At 71.6% G+C, this 24,988-nt stretch carries 20 protein-coding genes; 14 read left to right on the forward strand and 6 right to left on the reverse strand.

Annotation, left to right across the window (positions count from 1 at the left end; translation table 11 throughout):
• Nucleotides 1-43: 43 nt before the first annotated feature.
• The 4 genes from ACMXGY_RS00880 to ACMXGY_RS00895 are packed head-to-tail and all read left to right on the forward strand — an operon-like array spanning nt 44 to nt 3,199.
• Entirely contained in the window at nt 44-1,240 is a 1,197-nt protein-coding gene (locus tag ACMXGY_RS00880; protein ID WP_483775005.1) for a hypothetical protein, read from the forward strand.
• On the forward strand, nt 1,240-1,839 hold the full coding sequence (locus tag ACMXGY_RS00885) for a signal peptidase I (protein WP_483775006.1): 600 nt from the start codon (nt 1,240-1,242) through the stop codon (nt 1,837-1,839). Before ACMXGY_RS00880 ends, ACMXGY_RS00885 begins: the two co-directional genes overlap by 1 nt.
• The gene (locus ACMXGY_RS00890; RefSeq protein WP_483775007.1) at nt 1,836-2,573 is read left to right on the forward strand and encodes a hypothetical protein; all 738 of its coding nucleotides are present in this window, start codon (nt 1,836-1,838) and stop codon (nt 2,571-2,573) included. Before ACMXGY_RS00885 ends, ACMXGY_RS00890 begins: the two co-directional genes overlap by 4 nt.
• Complete coding sequence (locus ACMXGY_RS00895) at nt 2,570-3,199, forward strand: sortase family protein (RefSeq protein ID WP_483775008.1); 630 nt, start codon at nt 2,570-2,572, stop codon at nt 3,197-3,199. Before ACMXGY_RS00890 ends, ACMXGY_RS00895 begins: the two co-directional genes overlap by 4 nt.
• A gap of 124 nt (nt 3,200-3,323) precedes the next feature.
• On the opposite strand, the gene ACMXGY_RS00900 is transcribed toward ACMXGY_RS00895, so the two are convergent.
• Nucleotides 3,324-3,920, reverse strand: a complete 597-nt coding sequence (locus tag ACMXGY_RS00900; protein ID WP_483775009.1) for a VanZ family protein — start codon at nt 3,918-3,920, stop codon at nt 3,324-3,326.
• 351 nt (nt 3,921-4,271) lie between these two features.
• Complete coding sequence (locus tag ACMXGY_RS00905) at nt 4,272-4,913, reverse strand: GntR family transcriptional regulator (RefSeq protein WP_483775010.1); 642 nt, start codon at nt 4,911-4,913, stop codon at nt 4,272-4,274.
• 116 nt (nt 4,914-5,029) lie between these two features.
• Here ACMXGY_RS00905 and ACMXGY_RS00910 point away from each other — a divergent pair, with 116 nt between their 5' ends.
• The 10 genes from ACMXGY_RS00910 (at nt 5,030) to ACMXGY_RS00955 (ending at nt 15,010) form a co-directional block, all read left to right on the forward strand.
• Nucleotides 5,030-6,415, forward strand: a complete 1,386-nt coding sequence (locus ACMXGY_RS00910; RefSeq protein ID WP_483775011.1) for an MFS transporter — start codon at nt 5,030-5,032, stop codon at nt 6,413-6,415.
• Nucleotides 6,412-8,037 carry an N-acyl-D-amino-acid deacylase family protein gene (locus tag ACMXGY_RS00915; RefSeq protein WP_483775012.1) on the forward strand — a complete coding sequence of 542 codons (1,626 nt, stop codon included), beginning with the start codon at nt 6,412-6,414 and terminating at the stop codon, nt 8,035-8,037. Before ACMXGY_RS00910 ends, ACMXGY_RS00915 begins: the two co-directional genes overlap by 4 nt.
• 52 nt (nt 8,038-8,089) lie before the next feature.
• Nucleotides 8,090-9,232 carry a mandelate racemase/muconate lactonizing enzyme family protein gene (locus tag ACMXGY_RS00920; RefSeq protein WP_483775013.1) on the forward strand — a complete coding sequence of 381 codons (1,143 nt, stop codon included), beginning with the start codon at nt 8,090-8,092 and terminating at the stop codon, nt 9,230-9,232.
• Entirely contained in the window at nt 9,229-10,017 is a 789-nt protein-coding gene (locus ACMXGY_RS00925; protein WP_483775014.1) for an SDR family NAD(P)-dependent oxidoreductase, read from the forward strand. The genes ACMXGY_RS00920 and ACMXGY_RS00925 overlap by 4 nt, the downstream gene beginning before the upstream one ends.
• Nucleotides 10,014-10,436 (forward strand): sensory rhodopsin transducer, encoded by a 423-nt coding sequence (locus ACMXGY_RS00930; RefSeq protein ID WP_483775015.1) that lies wholly within the window; start codon nt 10,014-10,016, stop codon nt 10,434-10,436. Before ACMXGY_RS00925 ends, ACMXGY_RS00930 begins: the two co-directional genes overlap by 4 nt.
• A 40-nt stretch (nt 10,437-10,476) precedes the next feature.
• A complete protein-coding gene (locus tag ACMXGY_RS00935; RefSeq protein WP_483775016.1) occupies nt 10,477-11,919 on the forward strand; it encodes a sugar porter family MFS transporter in 1,443 nt (480 codons plus the stop codon).
• Between the two features lie 18 nt (nt 11,920-11,937).
• Complete coding sequence (locus tag ACMXGY_RS00940; protein ID WP_483775017.1) at nt 11,938-12,363, forward strand: hypothetical protein; 426 nt, start codon at nt 11,938-11,940, stop codon at nt 12,361-12,363.
• Entirely contained in the window at nt 12,360-12,701 is a 342-nt protein-coding gene (locus ACMXGY_RS00945; RefSeq protein ID WP_021482310.1) for a transcriptional regulator, read from the forward strand. The genes ACMXGY_RS00940 and ACMXGY_RS00945 overlap by 4 nt, the downstream gene beginning before the upstream one ends.
• Nucleotides 12,698-13,273 (forward strand): GNAT family N-acetyltransferase, encoded by a 576-nt coding sequence (locus ACMXGY_RS00950; protein ID WP_483775018.1) that lies wholly within the window; start codon nt 12,698-12,700, stop codon nt 13,271-13,273. Before ACMXGY_RS00945 ends, ACMXGY_RS00950 begins: the two co-directional genes overlap by 4 nt.
• Before the next feature lie 789 nt (nt 13,274-14,062).
• Nucleotides 14,063-15,010, forward strand: a complete 948-nt coding sequence (locus tag ACMXGY_RS00955; RefSeq protein WP_483775019.1) for a DUF1254 domain-containing protein — start codon at nt 14,063-14,065, stop codon at nt 15,008-15,010.
• 478 nt (nt 15,011-15,488) lie between these two features.
• On the opposite strand, the gene ACMXGY_RS00960 is transcribed toward ACMXGY_RS00955, so the two are convergent.
• From ACMXGY_RS00960 to ACMXGY_RS00975, 4 genes are all read right to left on the reverse strand, one after another.
• The gene (locus tag ACMXGY_RS00960) at nt 15,489-15,791 is read right to left on the reverse strand and encodes a hypothetical protein (RefSeq protein WP_483775020.1); all 303 of its coding nucleotides are present in this window, start codon (nt 15,789-15,791) and stop codon (nt 15,489-15,491) included.
• The gene (locus ACMXGY_RS00965) at nt 15,788-16,054 is read right to left on the reverse strand and encodes a hypothetical protein (RefSeq protein ID WP_483775021.1); all 267 of its coding nucleotides are present in this window, start codon (nt 16,052-16,054) and stop codon (nt 15,788-15,790) included. Before ACMXGY_RS00965 ends, ACMXGY_RS00960 begins: the two co-directional genes overlap by 4 nt.
• 318 nt (nt 16,055-16,372) lie before the next feature.
• Nucleotides 16,373-16,936 (reverse strand): hypothetical protein, encoded by a 564-nt coding sequence (locus ACMXGY_RS00970; protein ID WP_483775022.1) that lies wholly within the window; start codon nt 16,934-16,936, stop codon nt 16,373-16,375.
• A 239-nt stretch (nt 16,937-17,175) separates the two neighbouring features.
• Entirely contained in the window at nt 17,176-24,816 is a 7,641-nt protein-coding gene (locus ACMXGY_RS00975; protein WP_483775023.1) for a DUF7507 domain-containing protein, read from the reverse strand.
• Between the last annotated feature and the right edge of the window lie 172 nt (nt 24,817-24,988).

The raw sequence follows: 24,988 nt of genomic DNA on the forward strand, positions 1-24,988 counted from the left end.
GCCGCTCCGGCGAGCCGGGGTCGGCGCAACTCGAGGAGACGATATGACCCGCACGCGACCCCAGGCGCTGACGGCAGCTGCCGTCGTCGCAGTCCTCGCAGGAGCCCCGTTGGTGGGCGGAGTGGGATCGACGTCCGCCCTCTGGCGTGACGCCCTCACCTTCCCTTTCCCGGCCGTCACGGCTGGAGACGAGGGAGAGCTTCCCGGCGAGGTCGTCGTCCTCGAGGGCTGGGCGCTCTCGGAGACCCATCCCGGCGGCAAGCCAACCAGCTGGCCGTCGAACGCCAACGCGTACTCCACCGTGAACTTCCGGCTACTCGGGCCAGTTGCGGTCGACGGCTATCTCGCATTCGAGCTGGACGTCCCCGGGCACACGTGGGTGTGGCTCGACGACAAGGTGGTGGACCTAAAGACCGTACGCATCCCGGTCACGAAGGATCTGCTCGAGTCCGGCATCGACCTCCTGCTGCTCAAGAACTCGAAGAAGGAGCAAACCGTCAGCCTCACGGTGACGTTGCTCGACCGCAACGACGTGCCGTTGGCATCGTCGACGTTCCAGATCCCCTGGTCCGTTCGCCTCGCCCAATCGGCACCGGTCGCCGACCCTGGTTCCGCTGCCCTCGAGCCAGACCTCGCTGGGGTCGCGGGCGCTGGACCGGAGCCGGACGACGACCGCGAGGCCGTGCCGGGATCGAGCGAGTCCCCGGCCGACGGCTCGGACACGGCGCTGCCCGTAGAGCCGGGAGACACGGCGCCCGAGGCGGAGTCGGGAGACCCTCAGACCGAGCTCGAGTCCGAGGTCCAGCCAGAGGCCGAGTCGGACTCGGACCAGTCGACCGACGAGTCGGCAGCGGATCCGGGGCAGGCCGAGCGCGAGCAGGCGGAACGCGAGGCCGCCAAGCGCGCGGCCGCTCAGGAAGCCGCCGAGCAGGCTGCTGGACTCGCCGCGGAGGCCGAGGCCGACCTGAAGGCGGCGGAGGCCGAGGCGGCACGACGTGCCGAGGAGGCCGCCGACGCCCACACGGCAGCCGACGAGGCTGCGCGTCGCCTCGCCGAGGCCGAGGCGGCCGGTGCAGAGGCGGACCTCGAGGCTGCGCGGAACGCGGCCGACGAGGCAGCTCGAGCGGCAGCGGACGCGGAGGTTGCCCTGCGGGCAGCCGAGGCCGAGGTCGCCCGACGGGCGGTCGAGGCGGAGGCGGCCCGCGAGGCGGCCGAGCGGGCGGCTCGGGAGGTGGGCTGATGACCACGCTGGAGCCGCACACGGCTGAGGCCACGGTGCCGACCATGGCAGGCGAGCCGCGTCTGCGCGGGCGCGGGTTCTGGTCGACTGTCGCCTCCGGAGCGCTCACCGCCCTGGTGATCGGCCTGGTCGCCCTGGCGGCCGTCGTCACCGTGATCCCCCGGGCGATGGGTGCCGTCCCGCTCACGGTCCTCACCGGCTCGATGGAGCCGGAGCTGGCGCCCGGCGACCTGGTGGTCGTCAGGCCCGCGCCGGCCGACGACATCCGTGTCGGTGACGTCATCACGTTCCAACCGGTCTCGGACGACCCGACTCTCATCACCCATCGGGTCATCGGGCTGACGGTCGAATCGGGCGGCGGCGTCACCGGGTTCACCACCCAGGGCGACGCGAACGGTGCGCCGGACGACCAGATCGCCGCCGACCAGGTCATGGGCCGGGTCGTGTACTCGGTGCCGCGGATCGGCCATGTCACCGGTGCGGGCCTGGGCCCGCAGGTGTCCGCCGTCGCCGGCACCGGACTGTTGGGATACGGCGTGGCGACCGTCCTGCTCGCCTTCCGCAAGGACAACACGAAAGACAAGGAGGAGCGGACATGACCGCTCGACGACTCACGATCGCCACAGCGCTCGGCCTCGCACTCGCCGCCGTGGGCGCCCCCACAGCCGCTGCCGCACCGAACGTCGACGGAGCTGCTGACCAACCGGTCCTGATCTGGGAGGCCGAGGTCGGCGACACGACGACGGTGGACGGCTCCCTGTTCGGCAAGGTGGTCGTGGTGCCGGGCCACGAGCAGTCGCACACGCTCGTAGTGACCAACGACGGCGAGATGCCAGGGACGCTGACAGCCTCGATCGTGAACGCACAGCGGCACCAGTCCTCGGCTGACGCGTTCTACGACGAGCTGATGATCAACGAGCGCTCCGCGAACCGGCTCGCGGACGACCGAGAGACACCGTTCAAGACCGTTCCGCTCGCCTCCGGCGAGTCCGTCGAGGTACCCGTCAGCATCGCGTTCGACACCACACGCACCAGCGGCAACCGCGGGGTGGTGGGCGAGCAGTCGTTCAGCTTCGACATCCGGCTGGTCCTGTCGGGTGACACGCCCGACGGGCCGGTGACCCCGCCGCCCGCTCCGGACGCCCCCGACGCCGAGACACCCGGGGCCGGCGCACCCGGGAGCGGCGAGCCAGGAGCGTGGGACGGCAACGTCTCCACGACCGGCGGGGCGGGGCTCGGCAACGACCCGTGGCTCGTCCTCGCAGCCGGGTTGGGCGTCCTCGCCGCTCTTGCTGCGGCGGTCCGCCGACGCCTGCGGGACGAGGAGTCGTGAGAGCGTGGGTCCGTCGCGCCCTGAGCGCCGTCATCGTGGCGGCGCTCGGGGGAGCGGCGGGACTCATGTCGCTCGCGTGGCAGGACGGCTCCACTGACGCCGTCCTGACGGACCTCGACGGCCGCCCGGTCGTCCTCGACCAGGCACCGGACCTTGCGGGCGCGGACCCGCGCGCCACCGGCGGACGGTTCCAGGTGCCGAGCCTGGAGCTCGACGTCCCGCTGCTCGAGATGTCGGTCTCCGACGGCGTGCTGAACCCACCCACCCTCACCGACGCGTTCGTCATCCGTGACCCCGACCGCACTGCGGGTAGCACATCGCGGCCTGAGATCGTTGCCGTGCACGCGGTGCGGGACGGCAGAGCGCCGGGCAACGCCTTCTTCCAGTCCGGAGTCTCCGACCCGGCCGTGACCCTGAGCCCTGGACACGAGCTGTGGGTCGACGGCACCGCGTACTCGGTCGTCCGGACCGAGGTCCTGACCAAGGCCGACGCCGCACGGTCGGCGGATATCTGGGGCCCCCAACCAGAGGGCGACCAGCGCCTGGTGATCATCACCTGCCTGCAGCGCCTCGGCCACACCGGCCCGGCGGAGGAGAACCTGGTCGTGCATGCGGTCCGCGTGTAGCGCAGAGCGGGCCGTCAGTATTGCTTGGCGATCGGGAGTACACGTCGGTGGGGAAAGCGGCGTCGGTCCAGACCAGAAAACACCTCTGACTAGCGCAAACGCTGCGCCGATAAGGTACCTTATGTCACCTAAACCCCTCTTGACCCATTTCCAGGCTAGGGCTCGGCGGCATCGCCGGGTCGGCCCCGCGCCAGCGGAACCGGTCCACGACGGCGCTGACGGGCGGCACTCGCACCAGCACGGCGAAGACGGCGAAGCCGACCACCCCACCGGCGACGTTGGACAGGATGTCGTTCACGTCGGCGATGTGCCCACCCCCGAGCAGGTGAGCCGTCGCGTACTGCGTGACCTCGATCGCCAGGCTCACGACGGCGGAGACCACCACGACGGTCCCCCACCCGGCTCGGGCGACGAGCAGCGGAACGAGCACTCCGACCGGGGCGAACACCAGCATGTTCATGGCCGCGTCCGCGACCTCGTAGTCCGTGAACGGCACCAGGGCGAGGTAGTTGCTCCACGGCGCGGTTCCGGTGGGCTTGTCCGTGTAGATCGGGAAGACCGTGTTGGCCAGAACGCCGGCGACGTAGACGCACAGCACGACGGCGACCGCCCCGCGCAGTGCGGTGAGCCGCCGATTGCGGCGCAGGGACCACAGCATCAGCGCGAGTACCGCGGTGGCGACCGGGATGACGACCGGGAGCACAGGGACTTGGTGGAACACGGACGGCCTGCTCTTTCTTCGACGCTCGTTCGTCGCCAGCTGCCGCCGGCGACGCCACGCCACAGTGCCAGGAGTCCGCGGCCGGGGCATCCATCCGTGGTCGGACCTGGTGTGCCTTCTCGACCAGGACGTTGCTCGTGGCGGCGAGCAGGGCGTAGAGAGCCAGAGCGGCCAGACTGGTGGGCCTGCCTTCAGCAGCGAGCTCGATGGGTACGTGGCGTGCGCATGTGCGCAGCAACGCCTGCCTCGTCACGAGGATCCTCACCGCGCCCGCTGTGCCGGCGCCCCCGTCCGGAACACAGCCCGTCGTATCGCGTGGCCAATGCCGCCCGAGCGTGGTTGTCGGATTGGTCAGGGATGCAGGTAGACGGAGATGTGGGCCTCGATCGCGCGTTCGGCTCGCTCGGGGTCACCGGACCGTAGTGCGGCGAGCAGGTGGCGGTGCTGCTCGACCACCGTCTGCGGGTCATCGTGATGCGGTGCGTCGCGGACGAAGTAGACCCGGACCCGCGGCTGGATGAGGCGCCAGATCTGCAGGGATTGCGTGTGGCTCGCCGCGGCGATCACCGACTCATGGAAGGCGAGGTCGAGATCGGCGAGCCTGCGGGCGTCGAGCGGGTCCACGGCCTGCTCCATGGCTGACACGTTCAGCTGCAGGGCGTCCAGCAGCTCGTCGTCCTGCGCGATCGCGGCGGACCGGAACGCGACCTTCTCGATGACCGTGCGGACCGGGACCAGGATCTGGGCGATCTCCTCCTGGGAGATGTCGACGACGACTGCGCCGCGGTACGGGTGGGCGACCACCAGGCCCTCCTGCTCGAGGACCATGATGGCCTCGCGGACGGGGCCGCGGCTGATGCCGTAGGCGGCGGAGAGGTCGCGCTCGACGAGACGGTCCCCTGCGGCGAGGTCGCCGGAGGCGATGCGCTCGCGCAGGTGGCGCAGCACCCAGTCGCGCCGCGACTCGGGCGGTGTTGCGGGCAGGGCGGGCACGGCGACGATCCCCTATCACTCGGAACGGCTGCATCCTATCCGATGGGCGATGGTTGACCATCTGCCATTCATCGTCCTAGAGTCGCCGACCACAGCACCTAAGGAGAGGTAGAGCAATGGCGCTTCCTGCAGACGTTCGCGGCCCCGGCGGCCGCACGGACGGCGACCCCGCGGTGGCCGCCGGGGCACGGCACGGGAAGGTCCCGGGGAAGGTCACCGCGGCGGCGGTGCTCGGGACCGTCCTGGAGTGGTACGACTTCGCGATCTACGCCGCGATGGCCGCGGTGATCGGTCGCCTGTTCTTCCCGTCCGACGATCCGACCGTCTCGCTCCTCGTCACCCTGGCGTCATACGCCGTCGGGTTCGTCTGTCGGCCGATCGGGGCGATCGTCCTCGGCCGCCTCGGCGACCGCGCGGGCCGGCGCAGCATGCTCGCGATCACGATGGTGATCGTCGGGCTCTCGAGCCTCCTCATCGGCCTGCTCCCCACGTATGCCGCCGTGGGTGCGCTGGCACCCACCCTCCTCGTGGCGCTGCGGATGATCCAGGGCCTCGCGGTCGGCGCCGAGTGGACAGGTGGCGCCACGTTCCTCATCGAGTACGCGCGCACGGGGCGCCGGGGCCTGTTCTCGGGCATCGTCCAAGCCTCGACCGTGGCGGGGTTCTTGCTGGGGACCGGTGTCGCGACCTTCATGGTGAGGGCGCTGCCCCAGGACGCCGTCGACGCGTGGGGCTGGCGCGTCCCGTTCATCGCCGGCGGCGTCGTCGCGGCGATCGGCCTTTTCGTGCGCCTCAAGCTGGACGAGTCCCCTGCCTACCGGGCGCTGCACGCGTCGCATACGGCAGCTCCGGCCGACCCGCACGCCGCGGCCGTCACGGAGCATGCCCCGGACCGGAGCGCCGCGCCGGGCGAGGGCCCCGGGGGCAACCGGCGGAGCTGGCTGCTCGTCCTCGGGATCGTCTTTGGCGTCACGCTCTACGGCTACACGGCCACCAGCTTCCCGGCGTTCCTCTCCGGGATCGGGGCGCTGCCGCTCGCAGACGCGCTCATGACGAACGCGCTCGCCCTCGTGATCGAGGTCCCCCTCATCGTCGCCGCCGGCGCGCTGTCCGACCGGGTCGGGCGCAAGCCCCTGATGATGACCGCGATGGCGCTGTTCGCCGTCGGCACCTACCCGATCTTCCTGCTCGTCACGAGCGGGACGATCGCCGGAGCGGTCACCGGTCAGGTGCTCTTCGTGACGCTCTTCGCCCTCGTCTCGGGCCCCATGGCGGCGATGTTCGTGGAGCTCTTCCCCACAAGAGTCCGGTCGTCTGCCTTCTCGAGCTCGTACAACATCGGTGTCGCGGTGTTCGGCGGGACCGCCCCGTTCGTGAACACGTTCCTCGCGACCCGGTCCGGCCTCGACGTCGCCCCGGCCTTCTACCTGACGTTCGGGGCACTGGTGTCCCTCGTCTTCCTCAGCCGTGTGGTCGACCGGCACGACGAGGAGCTGCGATGACCGCCGCGACCCGGGCCCCGCTCGACCTCCGGCTCCGCGGGGGCACGGTCATCGACGGCACGGGTAGCCCGGCGCGCAGGGCGGACGTCGGCGTGCGCGGCGACCAGGTCGTCACCGTCGCGACCGGCCTGGAGGCCAACGCGGAGCAGATCCTCGACGTCGCCGGACTCACGGTCGTGCCCGGCTTCATCGATCCCCACAGCCACAGCGACTGGTCAGTGCTCGGCAACCGCGACGCCCAGAGCACCGTCCGGCAGGGCGTGACCACCGAGGTCGTCGGCAACTGCGGCGTCACCTACGCCCCGCTCGCCACGGACGGCGTCTCGGCTGCGCGTGACGCGCTCCGGGGGCACGGGTACGACGGCGACGTCACGTGGCGCAGCTTCGGCGAGCTGCTCGACGTGGTCCACCGTCACGACGGGGCCACGGCACAGAACCTCGCGTGGCTCGTGGGCCACACCGCGCTGCGCGACGCAGCCGGCGTGCGCGGTGAGGGAGCCGACTCCCGAGGCGTCGCAGGCATGACCCGCTACCTCACCGAGGCCATGGAGGCCGGTGCGCTGGGGATGTCGACGGGCCTGGAGTATGGCTCGGGTCGTGACGCGGACACCGCGGAGCTCGTGTCGGTCGCCGCCACGCTCGCGCGCTACGACGGGATCTACGCGAGCCACATCCGCAACCGCGACGTGCACCTGCTCGACGCCGTCGACGAGTTCGCCGAGATCGCGACGAGGAACGGGCTGCGCGCCCAGCTCTCGCACCTCAACGTGCGCCACGACACCGGCGCCCCGGACGGTGCCTGGCACGACGCCGTCGGACGACTGGAGCGACTACGTGAGAGGGGCACCGACGTCCTCGCCGACATGACGCCCTACCCGCACGGGATCGGCCTCGCGACGGGCCTTCTTCCCACCTGGTTCCTCGCGGACGGTCCCGTGCAGGCGGCCGAGTCACTGCGCTCCGGCGCGACGCGCGCGCGGCTGCGCGCCGACTGCGACCGGTACTGGCGGTTCGTCCACAAGGGGCAGTGGGACCGCGTCACCATCGCGACGAGCCCTGCGACCCCCGGCGCGGAAGGCAGGACCGTCACGAGCCTCGCCGAGGAGTCCGGCTGTTCCGAGTGGGGCGTGTTCTTCGACATCTTGCAGGCTGCCGGACCGGCGATGGGCTCGGTGCAGCTCCTGGGGCGCCTGTTCACCCCGGAGCACGTCGCCGAAGCAGTCGCCCACCCCCTCTTCGCCCTCGGCGTCGACGGGTTCACGAGCCGTCTCGACGGGCCGCTGTCGCGGCGCACGCGCCACCCGCTGTTCTTCACCGGCCACACCCACTACATCTCCCACCACGTGCTCCGGTCGCGGACCCTCACCCTCGAGGAGGCCGTGCGGAAGCTGACCTCCATGGTCGCGGACCGATTCGGGCTGCAGGACCGGGGTCGCGTCCGCCCTGGCGCGTTCGCCGACCTCGCCGTGCTCGACCTCGACGAGCTGGCCCGCCAGGACACGTTCGCGTACACGGGCACCTACGCGCGCGGCGTCCCCCACGTGGTCGTCAACGGCCGCGTCGTCGTCCGGGACGGCGAGCACCTGGGCACACGGGCGGGCCGCCACCTGCCGCGCCGCTGACCGTCCCGCCGCACCCGACGGGCGCAACCGCACCCCTACGAGAGGACACCCCATGAAGATCACCGCCATCACCGCCGCTGGACTGCGCGGCGCCACGCCCGAAGGAGGCTGGCAGGAAGAGCTGCGTCAGGACGACGTCGTGCACACTCTCGTCGCCGTCCACACCGACGAAGGGGTCGTCGGGGTCGGCAGCGTGTTCACGACCGAGGACCTGGTGCGGGGCGCGCTCGACGTGCTGCGGCCGCTGCTCGTCGGGGCGAACGCGCTCGAGCCGGAGCGCACGAGCGAGCGCCTGCACCGCACGACGTTCTGGATGGGCCGCGGCGGCTCGATCACTCACGCCATCAGCGGCGTCGACACCGCGCTCTGGGACATCCTCGGCCAGGCGACCGGCCAGCCCGTCGGCCGCCTCCTCGGTGGGCGGTACCGCGACCGGGTCCGCCCCTACGCGTCGCTGCTCATGGACCAGCCCGACGCTCTGCGCGACCACCTCACCGCGCTTCGCGCCGAGGGGTGGACCGCGTTCAAGATCGGCTGGGGACCCTTCGGCCGGGTCGACGAGCGGCTCGACGAGCGCATCGTGGCCACGGCGCGCGACGCGATCGGCCCCGACGCGATGCTCATGGTCGACGCGGGCGGCAGCGACAGCGCGTGGAGCCAGGGCTACAAGTGGGCCCTGCGCACCGCACGCATGCTCGACGCGTACGGCGTCGCGTGGTTCGAGGAACCGCTGCCACCGGACGCGATCGAGGACTACACGCACCTGCGACGTCGCTCACCCGTCCCGATCTCGGGCGGCGAGGTGCTCACCCGACGCCAGTCGTTCCAGCCGTGGATCGAGGGTGGCGCCCTGGACATCGTGCAGCCCGACGTCACGAAGGTCGGCGGGACGAGCGAGCTGCGCCGCATCGGCTGGTCCGCGCACGACCACGGCGTCAAGCTCGTGCCCCACGGGTGGAACACCGCCGTCGGGCTCGCCACCGACCTGCAGCTCGCGTCCGCGCTGCCCGACACCGACCTCGTCGAGTACGTCACCGGCTCGCCCTACATCGACGACCTGACGGCCGACGGCTGGACGCTCGACGCCGACGGCATGCTGGCGATCCCCGAGGACCCCGGTCTGGGCATCCAGCTCGACCGCGACCGTCTCGCGCGCTACTGCGACGCCGACGTGCTGCTCGGGAGCCCCGCGTGAGCCCGGGTGCGCTCGTCGTGACGGGCGCGGCGTCCGGGATCGGCCGGGCGGTCGCCGTGGGCGCGGCGCGGGACGGCTGGTTCGTCCACGTGCTCGACCTCGACCACGACGGCGCCGCGACCACCGTCGACCTGGTCCGGGCGGCGGGCGGCGACGGGCGCGTGCACGTGCTCGACGTCACCGACGCGGCCGCCGTCGAGTCGGCGATGAGCGTCGTCGAGGGCGCCGGCCTACCGCTGCGCGGGGTCTTCGCCGGCGCGGGGATCGACATGGGCGGGGCGGCACACGAGCTCGACCCGGGCACCTGGCGCCGCGTGCTCGACGTCAACGTGACGGGCACGTTCCTCGTCGTGCGCGAGGTGCTGCGCACGATGATCGACGGCGACGGCGACGGCGACGGCGGCGGGAGCGTCGTGCTGTGCGGCTCGCCGGCCGCGACGGTCGGCTTCGCGGCCGGGGGCGCGACGGCGTACGGCGCCTCGAAGGGGGCGATCTCGTCCATGGTCCGCACGCTCGCGGTCGACTACGCGCGCCACGGGGTCCGGGTGAACGCGATCGTGCCCGGCCCGACGGAGACCCCGCTCATGTGGGCCAACGTGCCCGCCGACGAGGTGGACGCGACGCGCGCGCAGATCGAGCGCGAGGTCCCGCTGGGCCGGCTCGCGCGGCCCGAGGAGATCGCCGAGCCCGTGCTCTGGCTGCTGTCGGACCGCTCGTCGTACACGACCGGGTCGCTCGTCGGGTGCGACGGCGGCGTCCTCGCCAAGTCGTCGATCAGCGTATGAGCGCGCCGGACGCCCCGGCACGTCGTCCCCGGGTCGGGGCGACGTGCTGGGCGATCGGCGACGGCTGGATCCCGCCGTACGGCACGGGCGAGGACCCGACTCTCGCGAGCCACGAGAGCCTGTGCCTGCTCAACGCCGGTCCCGACGACGCGCGCGTCGAGATCCGGCTCTACTTCGCCGACCGCCCGCCGGCCGGCCCGTACGTCGTGGTGGTGCCCGGCGAGCGCGTGCGCCACGTGACGCTCAACGACCTCGACGACCCCGAGCCCGTGCCCCGCGGCACCGACTACTCGGCCGTCGTCCTCGCGTCGGCGCCCGTCGTCGTCCAGCACACGCGGCTCGACTCGCGACAGGCCGCCAACGCCCTGTTCAGCACGATCGCCCACCCCGTCGACACCTTCCGAGAGGACCTCCGATGACGCAGACCTCCACCCCGACGACCCTCCGCCGGAGCACGCCGTGAACGCCGCGACGGGCCGCCTCGGCCACGGCGCCCTCACCCCGCTCGTGGTCGCGTCGACCGTCGGGGCGGCGCTGGGCGGGTTCATGTTCGGCTTCGACACGGCCGTGGTCAACGGCGCCGTCGACGCCCTCAAGGCCGAGCTCGGCGTCGGGAGCGCGCTCGTGGGCGTGATCGTCGCGAGCGCGCTCCTCGGCGCGGCGGTGGGCGCCTTCTCCGCGGGCACGATCGCGGACCGCTTCGGACGACGGCGCCTCATGATGGTCGCCGGGACCTTGTTCGTCACCACGTCGGTGCTGTGCGCCGTCGCGCACGACGGCCCGACCCTCGCGCTGTGGCGCTTCCTGGGGGGCGTGGGGGTGGGGATGGCGTCCGTCGTCGCCCCGCTGTACATCGCCGAGATCGCGCCCGCCCGGCTGCGCGGGCGGCTCGCGACGGCGCAGCAGATGTCGATCGTCCTGGGCATCTTCGCCGCGCTCGTCTCGAACGCGTTCCTCGTCCGCGCCGCGGGAGGGGCCGAGGCGGAGCTGGCCCTCGGCCTGCCCGCCTGGCGGTGGATGTTCCTCGTCGCGGTCGTGCCGTCGATGGCGTACGTGGTCGCGGCGGTCCTGCTGCCCGAGTCGCCGCGGTACCTCGTGATGCGCGGCGACCGGGACGGCGCCGCCCGCACGCTGCGGCGCCTCCACCGTGTCCCGGAGGGCGACGCGCTCCTGGGCGTCGCGACCATCGAGGGGACGCTCCACGAGGCGCGGCCGGCGTGGTCCCACCTCTTCTCCGGCCCGGGCCGCCTCAAGCCCATCGTCTGGCTGGGGATCGCGCTCGCCGCGCTCCAGGCACTCGTGGGGATCGACGTCATCTTCTACTACTCGACGTCGCTCTGGGCGCAGGTGGGCTTCGGCGAGCAGCAGGCCTTCTGGCTCTCGGCCCTCACGTCGCTCGTCAACGTCGCGGCGACGGTCGTCGCGATCTTCCTCGTCGACCGCGTGGGGCGGCGTCGCCTGCTGCTCGTGGGGTCGGTGGGCATGACGGTCGCCCTGGCCGTCATGGCGACCGGGTTCGCCCAGGCCCGACAGACCGCCGACGGCGTCGTGTTCGTCGACGCGTGGGGCGTCGTGACCCTGGTCGCGGCGAACGTCTTCGTCGTGGCCTTCGCCGTCTCCTGGGGCCCGGTGATCTGGATCCTCGTCGGGGAGATGTTCCCCAACCTGCTGCGCGCCCGCGCCGCCTCGCTCGCCGCCGCCGCGAACTGGGCGGCGGGCATCGCCGTCAACCTCACGTTCCCTTCGCTCCGGGACCTGTCGCTCCCCGGCAGCTACGCCCTCTACGCGGTGTTCGCGGCCGCGTCGTTCGTGCTCGTGCTCCGCGCGCTGCCCGAGACGGCGAACCGCCCGCTCGAGGAGATGCGGGAGGAGACCGCGCCGGGTGGACTGCAAGCACTTTAAGGATGCTAAAATGATTGCATGATCCAGAACTCCATCACCCCGGAGCAGGCCCGTCGTCAACTCGGCCACGCGGAGGAGGTCGCCGCCCAGGCCCACCGCGCGACCCGCTGGTACCCCTGGCTCAGCGTCGGGCACGCCGTGGCCACCCTCGCGTACACGATCGCGATCGACGTCCTCGACGCACCGTGGTGGCCCGCCACAACAGTGCTCGTCGTGGTTCTCGCCCTGCTGTGGTCCGCGGTCGCGCGCAACCACCAGGCGGCACCGCGGCACTGGGCGCGCGACATGGGCATCGCGCTGACCACCTGGGCGGTGCTGTACTTCGTCATGCTCGACCCGGCGCTCCAGCTCGTCGGCGCGGCGTCGCCGGCCTGGTGGGTCCTCGCCGGCGTCGTCGCCGCCTCCCCGTTCGCGGCGTGCGCGTTCGCGAGCGCACGCCGGTGAGCCACCCGCGCAAGGGCCTGGACGCGCTCATCCACTCGCCCGTGCGCTTCTCGATCCTCGCCGCCCTGGCGAACGTCGAGAGCGCGGACTTCCGCTTCCTGGCCGACCTGGTCGAGCTGAGCGACTCGTCCCTGTCCCAGGCCCTCACCGCCCTCTCCGACGCGGGCCTCGTGGAGATCCGCAAGGAGGCCGCCGGGCGCCGGACGCGCACGTGGGTCCGCATCAGCGACCGCGGGCTCGACGCGTTCCGGCAGCACGTGCGCACCCTCGAGCAGATCGCCCGAACCGGCGCGATCGAGCCGCAGCCCGACCCGACCCCGAGAGGCACCGCACCATGACGCCGACGTTCCGTCGAGCCACCGCCGCCGACGTCCCCGCCGCGGCCCGCACCCTCGCCGCCGCGTTCCACGACTACCCCTGGACCCGCTGGGCCGTCCCGCAGGACGGCTACGCCGAGCGGCTCGCCGCGCTCCAGGAGATCTACCTCGAGCACGCCCTCGCGCACGGGATCGTGGTCGTCCACGAGCCGGCGGACGCCGCCGTCGCGCTCATGCCGCCCGAGGCGCCCGCTCCCCCGGCCAACGTCCAGGAGCACATCGCCGCGCTGCACGGCCCGCGCCTGCACGCCGTGGCCGCCGCCGAACTCCCGCCGCCCCGCCCGGACGCCTGGGTGCTCGCGACGGTGGGGGTCGCGCCGTCGCGACAGGGCACCGGGCTCGGCACCGCGGTGTGCCGGGCCGCCCTCAGGGAGCTCGACCTTCACGGCGCACCGGCCGTCGCCCTCGAGACTTCGGACGCCCGCAACTTGACCTTCTACGAGCGTCTCGGGTTCGTGCGGACCGCGACTACCCAGATCGTCGACGGCCCGGTCGTCCACAGCATGCACCGCGCCAGGCGCCTCGGTGCCTGATGTTGGTCATTGATCAGCAAGGGCCGCCCGCACCAGCGGCCGATGAGCCGATCAACCCGACACCGACTGACTCCACGACCCCGACCGATCCGGAGGGTCTGTCTCAATAACGGTGGGTGGGTCTTGGCCTGACACGCCGAGCAGAGGCTCGGCGGGAAGCAGGCAGAGTGACCGAGATCATCGAGCCCGTGACGCTCAACGAGGACGAGAAGCAGTCGTTGCCGCAGCAGTTGGTGGCGTAGCGAAGGTCGCCGTGCGAAGCGACGTCACGCGCGCTCCTGTCCGACCGGTTGGGCACCACGGCCGCGCCGCGGTGTCCCGTGCGGTCCAGGCTGCGACGCACCGCCGTCTGCGTGCGCCCCGCCAGCTCCCCGATCTCGCGCAGCGACCGGCCAGCGGCGTACTGCTCCGCGACGAACCGGTCGAACCGGTCTGGAACAGGTTGTATCCGTTCTTCGCATCGCGGCGGAACTGCGGGAGAACGTCGAGCACTGGCCGAGTCGGGTACGTCAGCGGTTGCGCGAGGAGTCCGCGCGGTAGAACCGCTCGAACACCCGCACGCTGGTTCCCTGGGACGCCCGGCCCGTGGTCGCGCACCTTGGCACTTCGGGTCTCGGACCTGGCAACGTCCAATATCGATGACCGTCGGTACTGCCCGCCGTGGCGCTGGTACCGGCCGCCCGTCTGTCGGCTTGGTTCCGGTCGCTCCCTTGGGGGCGGAGTGGTTCGCTTCTCGTACCTGGTGCACGACGTCACCTGCGTGGTGGCCAGCGTCCGAGGAGGGCACTCATGGCTGAGCAGGTCGACGCTGACACGTTCGTTCGCGCCGAGACCGATCGAATGTTCGCCGACCTGCAGCGAGACGCCGGTGGGATCAACCGGTTCCTGCACAACCGCGAGCCCGCATCAGTCGACCGGCAGACGGTCGTGCGCATGAACCGCGACACGCTCTACAGCTTCGCCGTCGTCGACCTCGCGGGCGGGGCCACGCTCACCCTGCCGGACGCCGGGAGTCGTTACCTGTCCGCGATGGTGCTCGACAACGACCACCTCGTCGCGCAGGTGTTGCACACAGCCGGCGAGCACGAGCTCGACGCCGAGACCGTGGGCACCCGCCACGCCGTCCTGGCCGTGCGAACACTCGTCGACCCAGCCGACCCCGACGACCTCGCGGCCGTGGCCGCCATCCAGGACAGCGTGCGCCTCACCGCGGGGTCGGCGGAGCCGTTCGCCTCACCCGAGTACGACACGGCGAGCCTGGATACCACCCGGGACGCGTTGCTCGTGCTCGCCGCCGGCCTGCGCCGGTACGACCACATGTTCGGCACGCGTGAGCAGATCGACCCCGTGCAGCACCTCATCGGGACCGCAGCAGGCTGGGGCGGGCTACCCACGACGGAGGCGTCGTACGTCGGCGTCAACCCGCAGGTACCGCCCGGTCGATACGAGCTGACGCTGCGCGACGTCCCGGTCGACGCCTTCTGGTCCGTCTCGGTGTACAACGCCAAGGGCTACTTCGTGCCGAACCCCCAAGGCATCTACAGCGTCAACAGCGTCACTGCCGTCCCGGACACCGACGGCGCGGTCACCGTACGGTTCGCGCCGCCCGGCGACCTTGGCGACGAGCCGAACACCATCCCCGTTCCCGAGCCGTGGAACTTCCTCGTCCGCCTCTACCGCCCTCGAGCCGAAGTGCTCGACGGCTCGTGGACCGTCCCGCAGCTCCGCCCTGCCTGACCGCCCCGCAGCTCCGCCCTGCCTGACCGCCCCGCAGCATCACTTCCGTCACCGCACAGCGCGGTCCCGCACGGGGCACGCGGCCTCTCATGCCCTGGTACGTCAGGCGCGGGAGACCTCTTCGGGATCCAAGTCCGGACGTAAGCGAACGAACCACAGCGGGTGGCGCCAGGACTTCCCGGACCACGCGACGTCGGCGGAGACCTCGCCCACGAACGGCTCGACGAGGGTGAGGTCTATCGGCGCCGTCCGGGCGTTGAATCGGCCGAACGTCCCAGGCGAGATGCGCGCCGGCCAGGGATGCTCCCCCACGGGCCGGCGTAGCAGCGGCGCCAGCGCGCGACGCGCACCGTCAGCGGCGCCGTGCGGCCGACGATCCGGAGATCGCCGTCGATCGGCAGGCCGGCCACGATCTCTTGCGGCTGGGACAGGGTGCCGGTCACCGCGTCGCACACGACGTCGACGGTCGAGCGGTGCATCACCTCGAGCCACGAGCGGCGGCCGCCGCGGTACGTGGACGGCGGCCCATGCGCTCTTGCAGCGCCTCGAACGCGAGACGGCCGTCCTGCCAGACGACGAGGTCGCTGTCGAGGACGACGCCGGGGTCGAGCTGGGCTTCGAGTGCGCCGGTGATCTCGGGGAAGGTCGACGTCAGGTCGGTGCCGCGGCGGGCCCAGATGCGTGCGCCGTCGTCCTGGACGGACGTGGCCGCGCGGCCTGTTGACTGAACTCGACCCAGCAGGCGTTCGCGGGCTGCACGAAGCCGCCCGGGGATCGTCAACTCGTGAGGCCGGGGTCACCGCCGTGGTGCTTGTGGCGCAGGGTGTCGATGAGGTGCCAGGTGTCCTCGTCGTCGAAGGTGGTGACGTCGCCGACGAGGACGAGGGTGGTGACGTAGAGGGCTGTGTCGCGCAGGAACGCGGTGCTACCGCTGCCGCCTTGTCGGGCGACCAAGGTCATCGCGTCGTCGATGATGACCCGTTGTTCGGCAGTCATGGGGCCGAGCGAGTCGATGTATGCGCTGAGGTCGAACTGTTCGCCCACCTGCCCCCTCCCCCAGAGGTCGCCATCGTAGCGATGGCAGATCCTGTCCGTGCCCCGGTTGTGCTCGCCCGGTCCCGTCCACACGACGACCGCTCGCCACACCTGCAGGCAAGGTGTTACCGGTGGGTGCGGCGCGTGCCGGTGGTCTGGCTCACCGTGCTCCGAACTGTACGCAGTCGGACGAGCGTCCAGGGATGTCCCGGTGGCCGGTCGATGAGTTGTCGCAGGTCGAGAGAGGGCTCGGTGCGGTGTTGTGATACGAGGCACGGCACAACTTCACCAACCCGGTGTTCACCGGCGGGTTCATCAACTCGGTGGTCAGGCCTGGTCGAGGGCGTCGGTCGTGGTGCCGGCGTGCTGGTTAAGGGTCAGGTGGCGCAGGGCCGTCGCGGCGTCGAGGACCTGGGCCAGGTGGTGGTCGCGTGCGGCGTAGATGGCGCACCACACGAGCTGGCGGGCGAGGGCTTCCTGATTCTTGGTGAGGTGGGAGTGGTCGGCGCGGCGCATGGCGCGCACCAACGCAGCGAAAACGACGTCGCGCGGCGTGGGCGCCGGGCACAACCGGTGCACGGTCAGGGCCGTAGTGGTGCGCACGTCGACGGCGTGGTTCAGCATCCGGCAGCGGCCGACGGCGGCCGCCGCGGTCCGGGGTCGGCGTCGGTGGGCGGGGCGCAGCAGGAGCCGGGCGTGGAAGTCCAGGAGCTCGTCAGTGGTGATGTCCGGGGGCAGGACTGTATCGATGCGTTGCGTGGTCCCACCGAACAAGTGGGCATCCTCATCGAAGGGCCCGCCGAGACCCAGGGGGTGGGTGTCTCTGGCGCGGATGAGGGTGGCGTAGCCGAACAGGGTGGGGACGATGATGCGGTGGACGTCACGGTGCATGGTGACCTCGCAGGCAGAAGGTGCGCGTCGACGGTGGCTGTGGTGGCGGTCCGGCGCCCGGTCTGCTTCAGGTGCCGGGCCGCCACCACTTTGGGGAACCCGGGTCGTGATCGAGGGGCGATCACGACCCGGCTGTCGGATGAGGCCCGCCCGCTGTAGTGGCGAGGTCTCACGGTGGGTCACACGACATCAGCCGGTGAGCGGCCGGTCGCCCCCGTGCCGGGGCGACCGACCGCACCTCAGCTGAGGGTGGTGCGACGGTTGCGGGCGAGGATCAGGGCGAGCGTGCCGATCAGCATCAGCAGCGCTGCCCCGCCCGCGACCCACGCCAGAGTCGCGCCGGTCGTGGCCAGCGACCCGCCAGGCTTGCCGGGCTTCCCGGGATCAGCGGGCTTGTCCGGGGTGTCGCACGCCTGGGCGGCGTCGGCCAGCCCGTTGTGACCGATCCCCGCGGTGTTGGCGAACCCGCCGCTTCCGTCGGCGCCGGGCTCGGGGCAGGTGAACGTGGTGTCGTCCACCTGCTCCGTGTCGAGGGTCGCGACGACCTTCACCCGGTAGGTGTGGGTCGCGCCGGCGGCGAGGCTCACGCCCGTCGCCACGACGTTGGCCGGGTCACCCTCCGCACCCTGGCCCGTCCAGGAGCTCGACGGCGTGACGCCATCGGGCGCGGAGGTGACCGTCGCGGTCCGGACCTCGATGCCGGCGCCGTAGCGCAGGCGGTCGGTGAGGTCGTAGACCCCGGCGGCGGCGCCGTCGTTCGTGGCGGTGATCGTGTAGGTCACCGTCCACGACCCGTCGGTACCCTTGACGGGCTTGCCGTCCATCGTCTTGGTGATGTCGATGGAGGGCACGGGGGCGCAGTCGGTGTCGGTCTGCGTCCCACCCGTCTCGTCGGTGAGCGTCGCCGCGTTGTTCAGCCCCTGCTCGGTGAGGTTCCCACCAGGAGCCGTGGTGCACGCGGGCGAGCCCGTGCCGTCGGCCTCCACGTCCGTGAAGTGCAGCGGCACGGTCGCGATCACGGTGACGCGGTAGACGTGCGGGGCGTACCCCTCGTCGTCCAGGCCACCGATCACGACGTCGGTCGCGATCCGCTGGTCGGTGTCACCGTCGAACCCGTCGTTCAGCGTGACGCCGTCCGGACCGGTCACGGCGACCGAGTCGACGGTGATGACCGGGGCGAAGAGCAGCTCGTCGTCCAGGTCGTAGGTCGTGGCCTCCTGACCGACGTTGCCGACGGTGAGGTCGTAGACGACCTCCCACGTCCCGTCGCCGGCCGGTCGCGCGGAGACCAGCGCCTTGTCGAGGGTGGGCTTGCCCGGACGCACGCACTCGTCGTCGCTACCCTCGTTCCCGTTCCAGTCCACCGCCGCGACGTTGTTCAGGCCGCCCGGCACGGTGCCGTCGTCCGTGGTGCACACGTCGGTGTCCGGGATCTCGACGTCTGTCAGGTCCGCGGCGTACCGCACGGTGACGGTGTAGGTGTGCACGACCGGGGCGGTGGTGGCACCGGCGATGGGCTGGCCCGTGACGATCCGGGTGTCGTCGAGGCCGTCGAACTCCTCGTTGACGCCGACCGGGGCGGGCGCGTCGGTGACGACGTCCTGGACGCCCACGACCGTCACGCCCTCGCCCGGGGCGAGCGCGTCGTCGAGGTCGTACCTGCCAGCTCCGGGGCCCCGGTTGGTCACCGTGACCTCGTAGACCACGTCGTACACGCCGTCCTCGCCCTCGACCGGCGTCACCGCACCCGAGAGGGACTTGGTGATGTCGATGAGCGGCAGGGTCGCGCACGCGTCGTCGTCCTGCGTCTCGCCGTTGTGCGTGAGCGTGCCGGCGTTCGCCAGGCCGCCGGTGTCCCCGGTGCCGGGCTCGGGGCACGCGAGCGTGTCCGGGGTGACGGTCGCGGTGTCGAGCGAGACGACGACCTGCACCTGGTAGGTGTGCGTGGCACCGGCCTCGAGCGTGACGCCCGCGGCGACCACGTTCTCTTCCGAGCCCGTCCCGCCCCGGCCGGTCCAGCCCGCGTTGGGCTCCACACCCTCCGGCGCGGTGGAGACCGTCGCGGATTCGACGACGATCCCCTCGCCGTAGAGCAGCTGGTCCACCAGGTCGTAGTCACCCGCGGCCTGGCCGGCGTTGCTCGCGACGAGGTCGTAGGTGATGGTCCACGTCCCGTCACCGTTGCCCGTCGGACCCGCCGAGATCGACTTCGCGAAGTCGATCAGCGGCAGCGACGCGCACACCTCGTCCTCGACGAGGATCCCGTTGTGGTCCAGGCCCGTGGAGTTCGCCAGGCCGCCGTTCTCACCCGAGCCGGGCGGCGGGCACTGCAGCACCACCGGGTCGATCGTCGCCTCGTCCAGCTGGACCGTGACCTCGACCTGGTAGGTGTGCGACGCGCCCGCGGCGAGCTCGACACCGGACGCCACGAGGTTCTCCGGCGAGGAGTTCTCCGCGCCCAGACCGGTCCACTCCGCGTTCGTCTCGACCCCGTCGGGGGCCGTGGTGACCGCGGCGTCGAGGATCTCGATGCCCTGCCCGTAGTGCAGACGGTCGAAGACGTCGTACTCGCCCGACGCGCCACCGACGTTCTCGGCGACGATGTCGTAGACGATCGTCCAGGTCCCGTCACCGTTCGGTGTCGGGCCTGAGGAGATGGTCTTGTCGACCGTGATAGCCGAGATCGTCACGCACGCCTCGTCCGAGCCGGGGATCCCGTTGTGGTCGATCCCGGCGGAGTTCGACAGGCCACCGTCCTCCCCGGTCCCGGGAGCCGCGCAGTCCGAGACCGCCGGAGCGCCCTCGCTGCCCTCGGCCAACGAGATGACCACCTGCACCTGGTACGTGTGGGACTCGCCCGCCGGCAGGTTCACGTCCGTGGCAATGACGTTCTCGGGAGCGCCCTCGGCGCCGAGCCCGGTCCACGTCGTGGACGGGGTCACGCCCTCCGGCGCCGAGACGACCGCACCGGAGACGACCGTGATGTCGCCGTCGGCCGTCATCCGGTCCGTGACGTCGTAGGTGCCGTCCGCCTGACCGGAGTTCGTCGCGACGACGTCGTACGTCACCGTCCACGTCCCGTCACCGTTCGGCGTCGGGCCCTCGGAGACCGTCTTGGTCACGTCGATGAGCGGCAAGGTCGCGCACACGTCGTCGCCCTGCGTCTCGCCGTTGTGCGTCAGCTCGGTCGAGTTCGCCAGACCGCCGCTCTCGCCGGATCCAGGCTCCGGGCATGCGAGCGTGTCCGGGGTGACGCTCGCGGCGTCGAGCGAGACGACGACCTGCACCTGGTAGGTGTGGGTGCCGCCCGCCTCGAGCGTCACGCCCGTGGCGACCACGTTCTCTTCCGCACCCGACTCGCCCCGACCCGTCCAGCCAGCGTTGGGCTCCACACCCTCCGGTGCCGTGGCGACCGCCGCCGACTCGACGACGATGCCCTCGCCGTACAGGAGTTCGTCGACCAGGTCGTAGTCGCCCGCGGCCTGGCCCGTGTTAGTCGCGACCAGGTCGTACGTGATCGTCCAGGTCCCGTCGCCGTTGCCGGTCGGGCCGTCCGAGATCGACTTGGCGATCCCGATCAGTGGCAGCGAAGCGCACACGTCGTCCTCGGCCACGATCCCGTTGCTGGTCAGGCTGGTGGAGTTTGCCAGGCCGCCGTTCTCACCCGAGCCCGGGGGCGGGCACTGCAGGTTCGCCGGGTCGATCGTGGCCTCGTCCAGCTGGACCGTGACCTCGACCTGGTAGGTGTGCGACCCGCCCGCAGCCAGCTCGACGCCCGAGGCCACGACGTTCTCCGCCGTTCCCTCGTCCCCGAGACCGGTCCAGCTCGCGTTGGTCTCCACGTCGGCGGGCGACGTGACGACCGCGGTGTCGAGGATCTCGATGCCCTCGGCGTAGTGCAGACGGTCGCTCAGGTCGTAGTCCGCGGCCGCGGCGCCGACGTTCTCGGCGACGAGGTCGTAGACGATCGTCCAGGTGCCGTCACCGTTCGGGGTCGGACCCGCGGAGATCGACTTGTCGACGGTCACCACACCCACCGTGACGCACGCCTCGGCGGAGTCGGTCAGGTCATTGTGCTCGACCCCGGCCGCGTTCGACAGCCCGCCCGGGCCCCCCTCACCGACCGCGGCGCAGTCGGTGATGACGGGCGCGCCCTCGGTCCCGGGGACGAGCCCCAGGACGACGTCCACCTGGTAGGTGTGCGTCCCGCCCGCAGGCAGGACGACGCCGGAGGCGATGACGTTCTCCGGTGCGCCCTCGGCGCCCAGGCCCGTCCACGACCCGTTCGGGGTCACGCCGTCCGGGGCGGTGACGACGGAGCCCGAGCGGACCTCGAGGTCACCGTCGGCCGTCATCCGGTCCGTCACCTCGTAGGTGCCGTCCGCGGCGCCGGAGTTCGTCGCGACGACGTCGTACGTCACCGTCCACGTCCCGTCACCGTTCGGCGTCGGGCCCGCGGAGACCGTCTTGGTGATGTCGATCGACGGGATCGGCTCGCACGCCTGGTCCTCCTCGATCTCGCCCTCGGGGCCGGTCAGCTGCGAGGTGTTGTTGAACCCCTGGTTCGCGTCCGACCCCGCGGCCGGGCAAGCCGTCGGGGCGTCCGCGCCCGGACCGGCACCGTCGAGCTGCAGCGGCACATCAGCCAGGACGGTGACGCGGTAGACGTGCGGGGCGTAGCCCTCGTCGTCGTTCCCGGCCAGCGGCACGTCGGACGCGATCGTCAGGTTCTCCTGGCCGTCCCACGCCGGGTCGGCGAGGACGACGCCGTCGGGCGCCTGCGTCACCGTCGCGGAGACGATCGTCGCCTGGTCGGTGAAGTGGAGCGCGTCCGTCAGGGAGTATGTCGTCGAGGGGGTCTGCGTGTTCGACACGACGACCTCGTACACGACCTCCCACTGACCGTCGCCGACCGGGGTGGCGGAGACGATTTCCTTGGTGTGCGTCGGCGTGCCGACCACCGTGAACCCAGCGGGGTCGCAGTTGATCGTGGGCTCGACGCCCGAGTCCGCAGGCACGTCCGCGTCCGCGCACGCCGTGTTCACGACCGAGTCCGCGACGGGCTCGGTGAGCACGATCTCGAACTCGTGGCTCTCGGTCGCTCCCGGGGCGAGGGACTCGATCGTGAACGACCCGAGCTCGGGCTGCAGGTCGTCGGAGACCGCGACGTTCGTCAGCGTCCCCTGGCCCGTGTTCTCCACGACGATCCGGTACCGGACCGTGTCTCCGACACGGAACTGCGGGTAGTCGAGCGGGTCGTTCGCGTCGCGCCACTCGCCGTCCGCGTCCTGCACGTACTTCTTCAGCGACGCCGAGTAGTAGTTCGCAATCGACGTCGAGGCCGACGTCCGCATGACCAGGCGCGTGTTCTCCGCGCGACCCTGGGAACGGTTGACGAGCACGTCGCCGCCGACCATGCCGTCGGTGACCACGGGCACGTCGATGGTGAACTCGCCGCGCGACGGGAGCGTGCCGGTGATGACGCGCACCGCGGTGGCGTCGGCGGTGTACGTGGTGCTCCACCCCACGGTGTTGCCCGCGACGTCGCCCGCCGCGCCGTTCGTGGCGTCGGCCGGGTCGTCGGTGAGCGTCGCCGGGTCCGCGGTCGTGTAGTAGACGGTCCCCCCGATCGACGACGTCACCGGTCCGTCGAGCTGGTACGAGCCCGAGAACGCGGTCCCGCGGCCGTCGCCCACGTACGGGAGGATGTCGATCACGTCGACGAACTCCTGCGCCAGCGGGTCCTCCGAGCGCACCAGCACCGTCCACGAGCCGGCGCCGGCGCCGTCGCCGGCGAGGTTGGGGATGAACGCCTGGTCGGCGGTCTTGATGATCTTCGTCAGGCCCGACTCGTTGACCACGACCGTCGCGGTCGCCGCGTCGGACTGCACGCCCTCCGCTGACGCGGTGACGGTGTTGACCAGCCGCTCGCCGCCAGCGACGTCGTCGGCGTACTCCACGTCGTAGGACAGCGACTGCGGAGCGTTCGTGGGCACCCCGTCCAGGGTCCACGTCAGGACCTGCTGACCGGAGCCGTTCGTCGCGACCACCGGCTCCGGCGAAGCAGACCCGGCGACGTAGGACGCACCGAGCGGCAGCGTGTCCACGAGCTGGTACCCGTCCACCGTCGGGGCCACCGCCCCGGTCCCGTTCGCCGAGTAGCTCAGCGTGTACGTCGCCCGCCCACCCGGGTCGACCGACGTCGGCAGCACCGACTTCGACACGTCCGGCGTCACACCGATAACCCGCACGACGTCACGACCGGCCTGCGCGAACGGGTAACGCGCGTCCGGGGTCAGGGTCGCGGACAGCCCGGCATCGGCCGGTGACATCGACCGGGCCGGGTTCACCCAGGCGTTCGTGGCGGACGACGGGTTGATGTACGACCCCCACGTCCACACGTCCTGACCGACCTGGGCACCGGGAAGGAGCCGCTGCGTCGCCTGCAGGGCGATCTCGCGCTGCCAGCGGGCCGCCGTCATCGTGTACGTGGCCCGCACCGCCTTGACCGTCGACAGGTCGGCTGGAGCCGTCGTCGTCCACCCCGTCGTCCCGTCACACGTGAACGCGTTCGGGTCGTAGGAGCCGCTCGCCGGATTCACCAGCGCTGAAGTGCCGGTGTAGTACGCCACGGGCAGACCGGCGGGCTCACCCGTCAGGGCGTTGTCGAACCGGGTAAGCGCACCCGTGAACTCCACGTACCGAGTGTCCAGCACCAGGCACTGACCGCCCTGGGTGGAGGCCTGGTTCTGGACGTTCGGGTAGATCACCCGCACCACCGAGCCGAGCTCCGACTCGGGGGCGACCCGGTAGGTGTCGGACCACACCGTCGCGCTCGAACCCGTGTACGGGGGTTGCCACGCGTGCGACCAGACCCCCGTCACCCAGTTCTTCGCCGAGGTGTTGTTCGCGGGGTCGTCACCGACGGTCTGCCCGTCCACCGCGGTATAGGTCGGCGCGCTCGAGGTCACCGAGACCTGGCCCGAGCCCGCCGTGGTGACCAGCCGCAGCTGGATCTGTCCCGAGGCGACCGCGACGCGGTCAGTCGGCAGCGGGTTCCCGGCCGAGTCGGTCGTCGGCACCTGCGCGTGGCTGTAGTCGATCCCGGACAGCGTCAGCGTGTACGACGTCGAGCTGTTGCGCGTCAGCGTGCACGACCCCACGAAGGGAGCCACCCGGCTCGCATCGTGCGTGCCGCCCGACCACGGGTGCCCGCTCGCGGTGCCGCTCTGGAACGCCGTGCACAGGTTCGGGCCGAGCTGCGTGGTCGCGCCCAGGCTGTTGGCCACTGTCAGGTTGTAGGTGACGGTGTCCGGTCCGGCGGGGCTGTTCGCGCCGTGGAACAGGGTCCAGTTGAACGTGAAGTCGCGAGAGGTGTCGTTCCGCGTGCTCCCGGACACGCTCTCCACCCAGTGGATGTCCTGCACGAACCCGTTCTGTACGGGCAGCTCGGGCAGCGTCGTCTGCTGGTTCGCGATCGTCGCGCCCGCGCTCACGGTCTCCCCGGACACAGCCGTCACGCGCATCGCGGTCGTCAGTGAGAACGCGGTGCCCTCGTCCTGGGTCCCGACGTTGCACACCAGCGTCGTGCCGTCCTCGGAGATGCTCGACACCGGGTCCACGCCGTCGGTGAGGCACGCCGGCGGGATCGCGTCGAACACCGCGCCCTGGCCCGTCACCGTCACCGTCACGTTCTCCACCGGCTCGTTGCCGGGGGCCGCCGCGTCGTCGTTGAGGTTGAACCACCACGTCGCGGACACCGCGTCACCGGTCTCGAGCGAGGCCGGCGTACTCTGGGCCCAGGACCCCTCGAGCTCGTAGACCGTCGCCGCCACAGCCGGAAGCGCCGTGGAAGCCGCGACACCGGTGCCGGCGGTCACGAGCGCGACGGCACCGGCAACGGCGCGCTTCCACGTGCTCGTTCGGTGTCGCGGCCTGGCGTGGCGCGCCGTCATCGTCCCGGCACGAGACCCGCGCCAACGGACGCCGCTAGCGCCTGTCGCACCCCGTGAGTGTGGTCGCATGAGTTCCCCATCAGTTCCGTGGCGCACG

The organism is Cellulosimicrobium sp. G4 BAM 1002, assembly GCF_057126935.1.

Excerpts from the sequence above, each read along its gene's own strand:
- ACMXGY_RS00940 (WP_483775017.1), top strand. The coding sequence starts at position 11,938 with ATGATCCAGAACTCCATCACCCCGGAGCAGGCCCGTCGTCAACTCGGC.
- ACMXGY_RS00915 (WP_483775012.1), top strand. The coding sequence starts at position 6,412 with ATGACCGCCGCGACCCGGGCCCCGCTCGACCTCCGGCTCCGCGGGGGC.
- ACMXGY_RS00910 (WP_483775011.1), top strand. The coding sequence starts at position 5,030 with ATGGCGCTTCCTGCAGACGTTCGCGGCCCCGGCGGCCGCACGGACGGC.
- ACMXGY_RS00950 (WP_483775018.1), top strand. The coding sequence starts at position 12,698 with ATGACGCCGACGTTCCGTCGAGCCACCGCCGCCGACGTCCCCGCCGCG.
- ACMXGY_RS00885 (WP_483775006.1), top strand. The coding sequence starts at position 1,240 with ATGACCACGCTGGAGCCGCACACGGCTGAGGCCACGGTGCCGACCATG.
- ACMXGY_RS00970 (WP_483775022.1), bottom strand. The coding sequence starts at position 16,936 with ATGCACCGTGACGTCCACCGCATCATCGTCCCCACCCTGTTCGGCTAC.
- ACMXGY_RS00880 (WP_483775005.1), top strand. The coding sequence starts at position 44 with ATGACCCGCACGCGACCCCAGGCGCTGACGGCAGCTGCCGTCGTCGCA.
- ACMXGY_RS00955 (WP_483775019.1), top strand. The coding sequence starts at position 14,063 with ATGGCTGAGCAGGTCGACGCTGACACGTTCGTTCGCGCCGAGACCGAT.
- ACMXGY_RS00890 (WP_483775007.1), top strand. The coding sequence starts at position 1,836 with ATGACCGCTCGACGACTCACGATCGCCACAGCGCTCGGCCTCGCACTC.
- ACMXGY_RS00930 (WP_483775015.1), top strand. The coding sequence starts at position 10,014 with ATGAGCGCGCCGGACGCCCCGGCACGTCGTCCCCGGGTCGGGGCGACG.
- ACMXGY_RS00920 (WP_483775013.1), top strand. The coding sequence starts at position 8,090 with ATGAAGATCACCGCCATCACCGCCGCTGGACTGCGCGGCGCCACGCCC.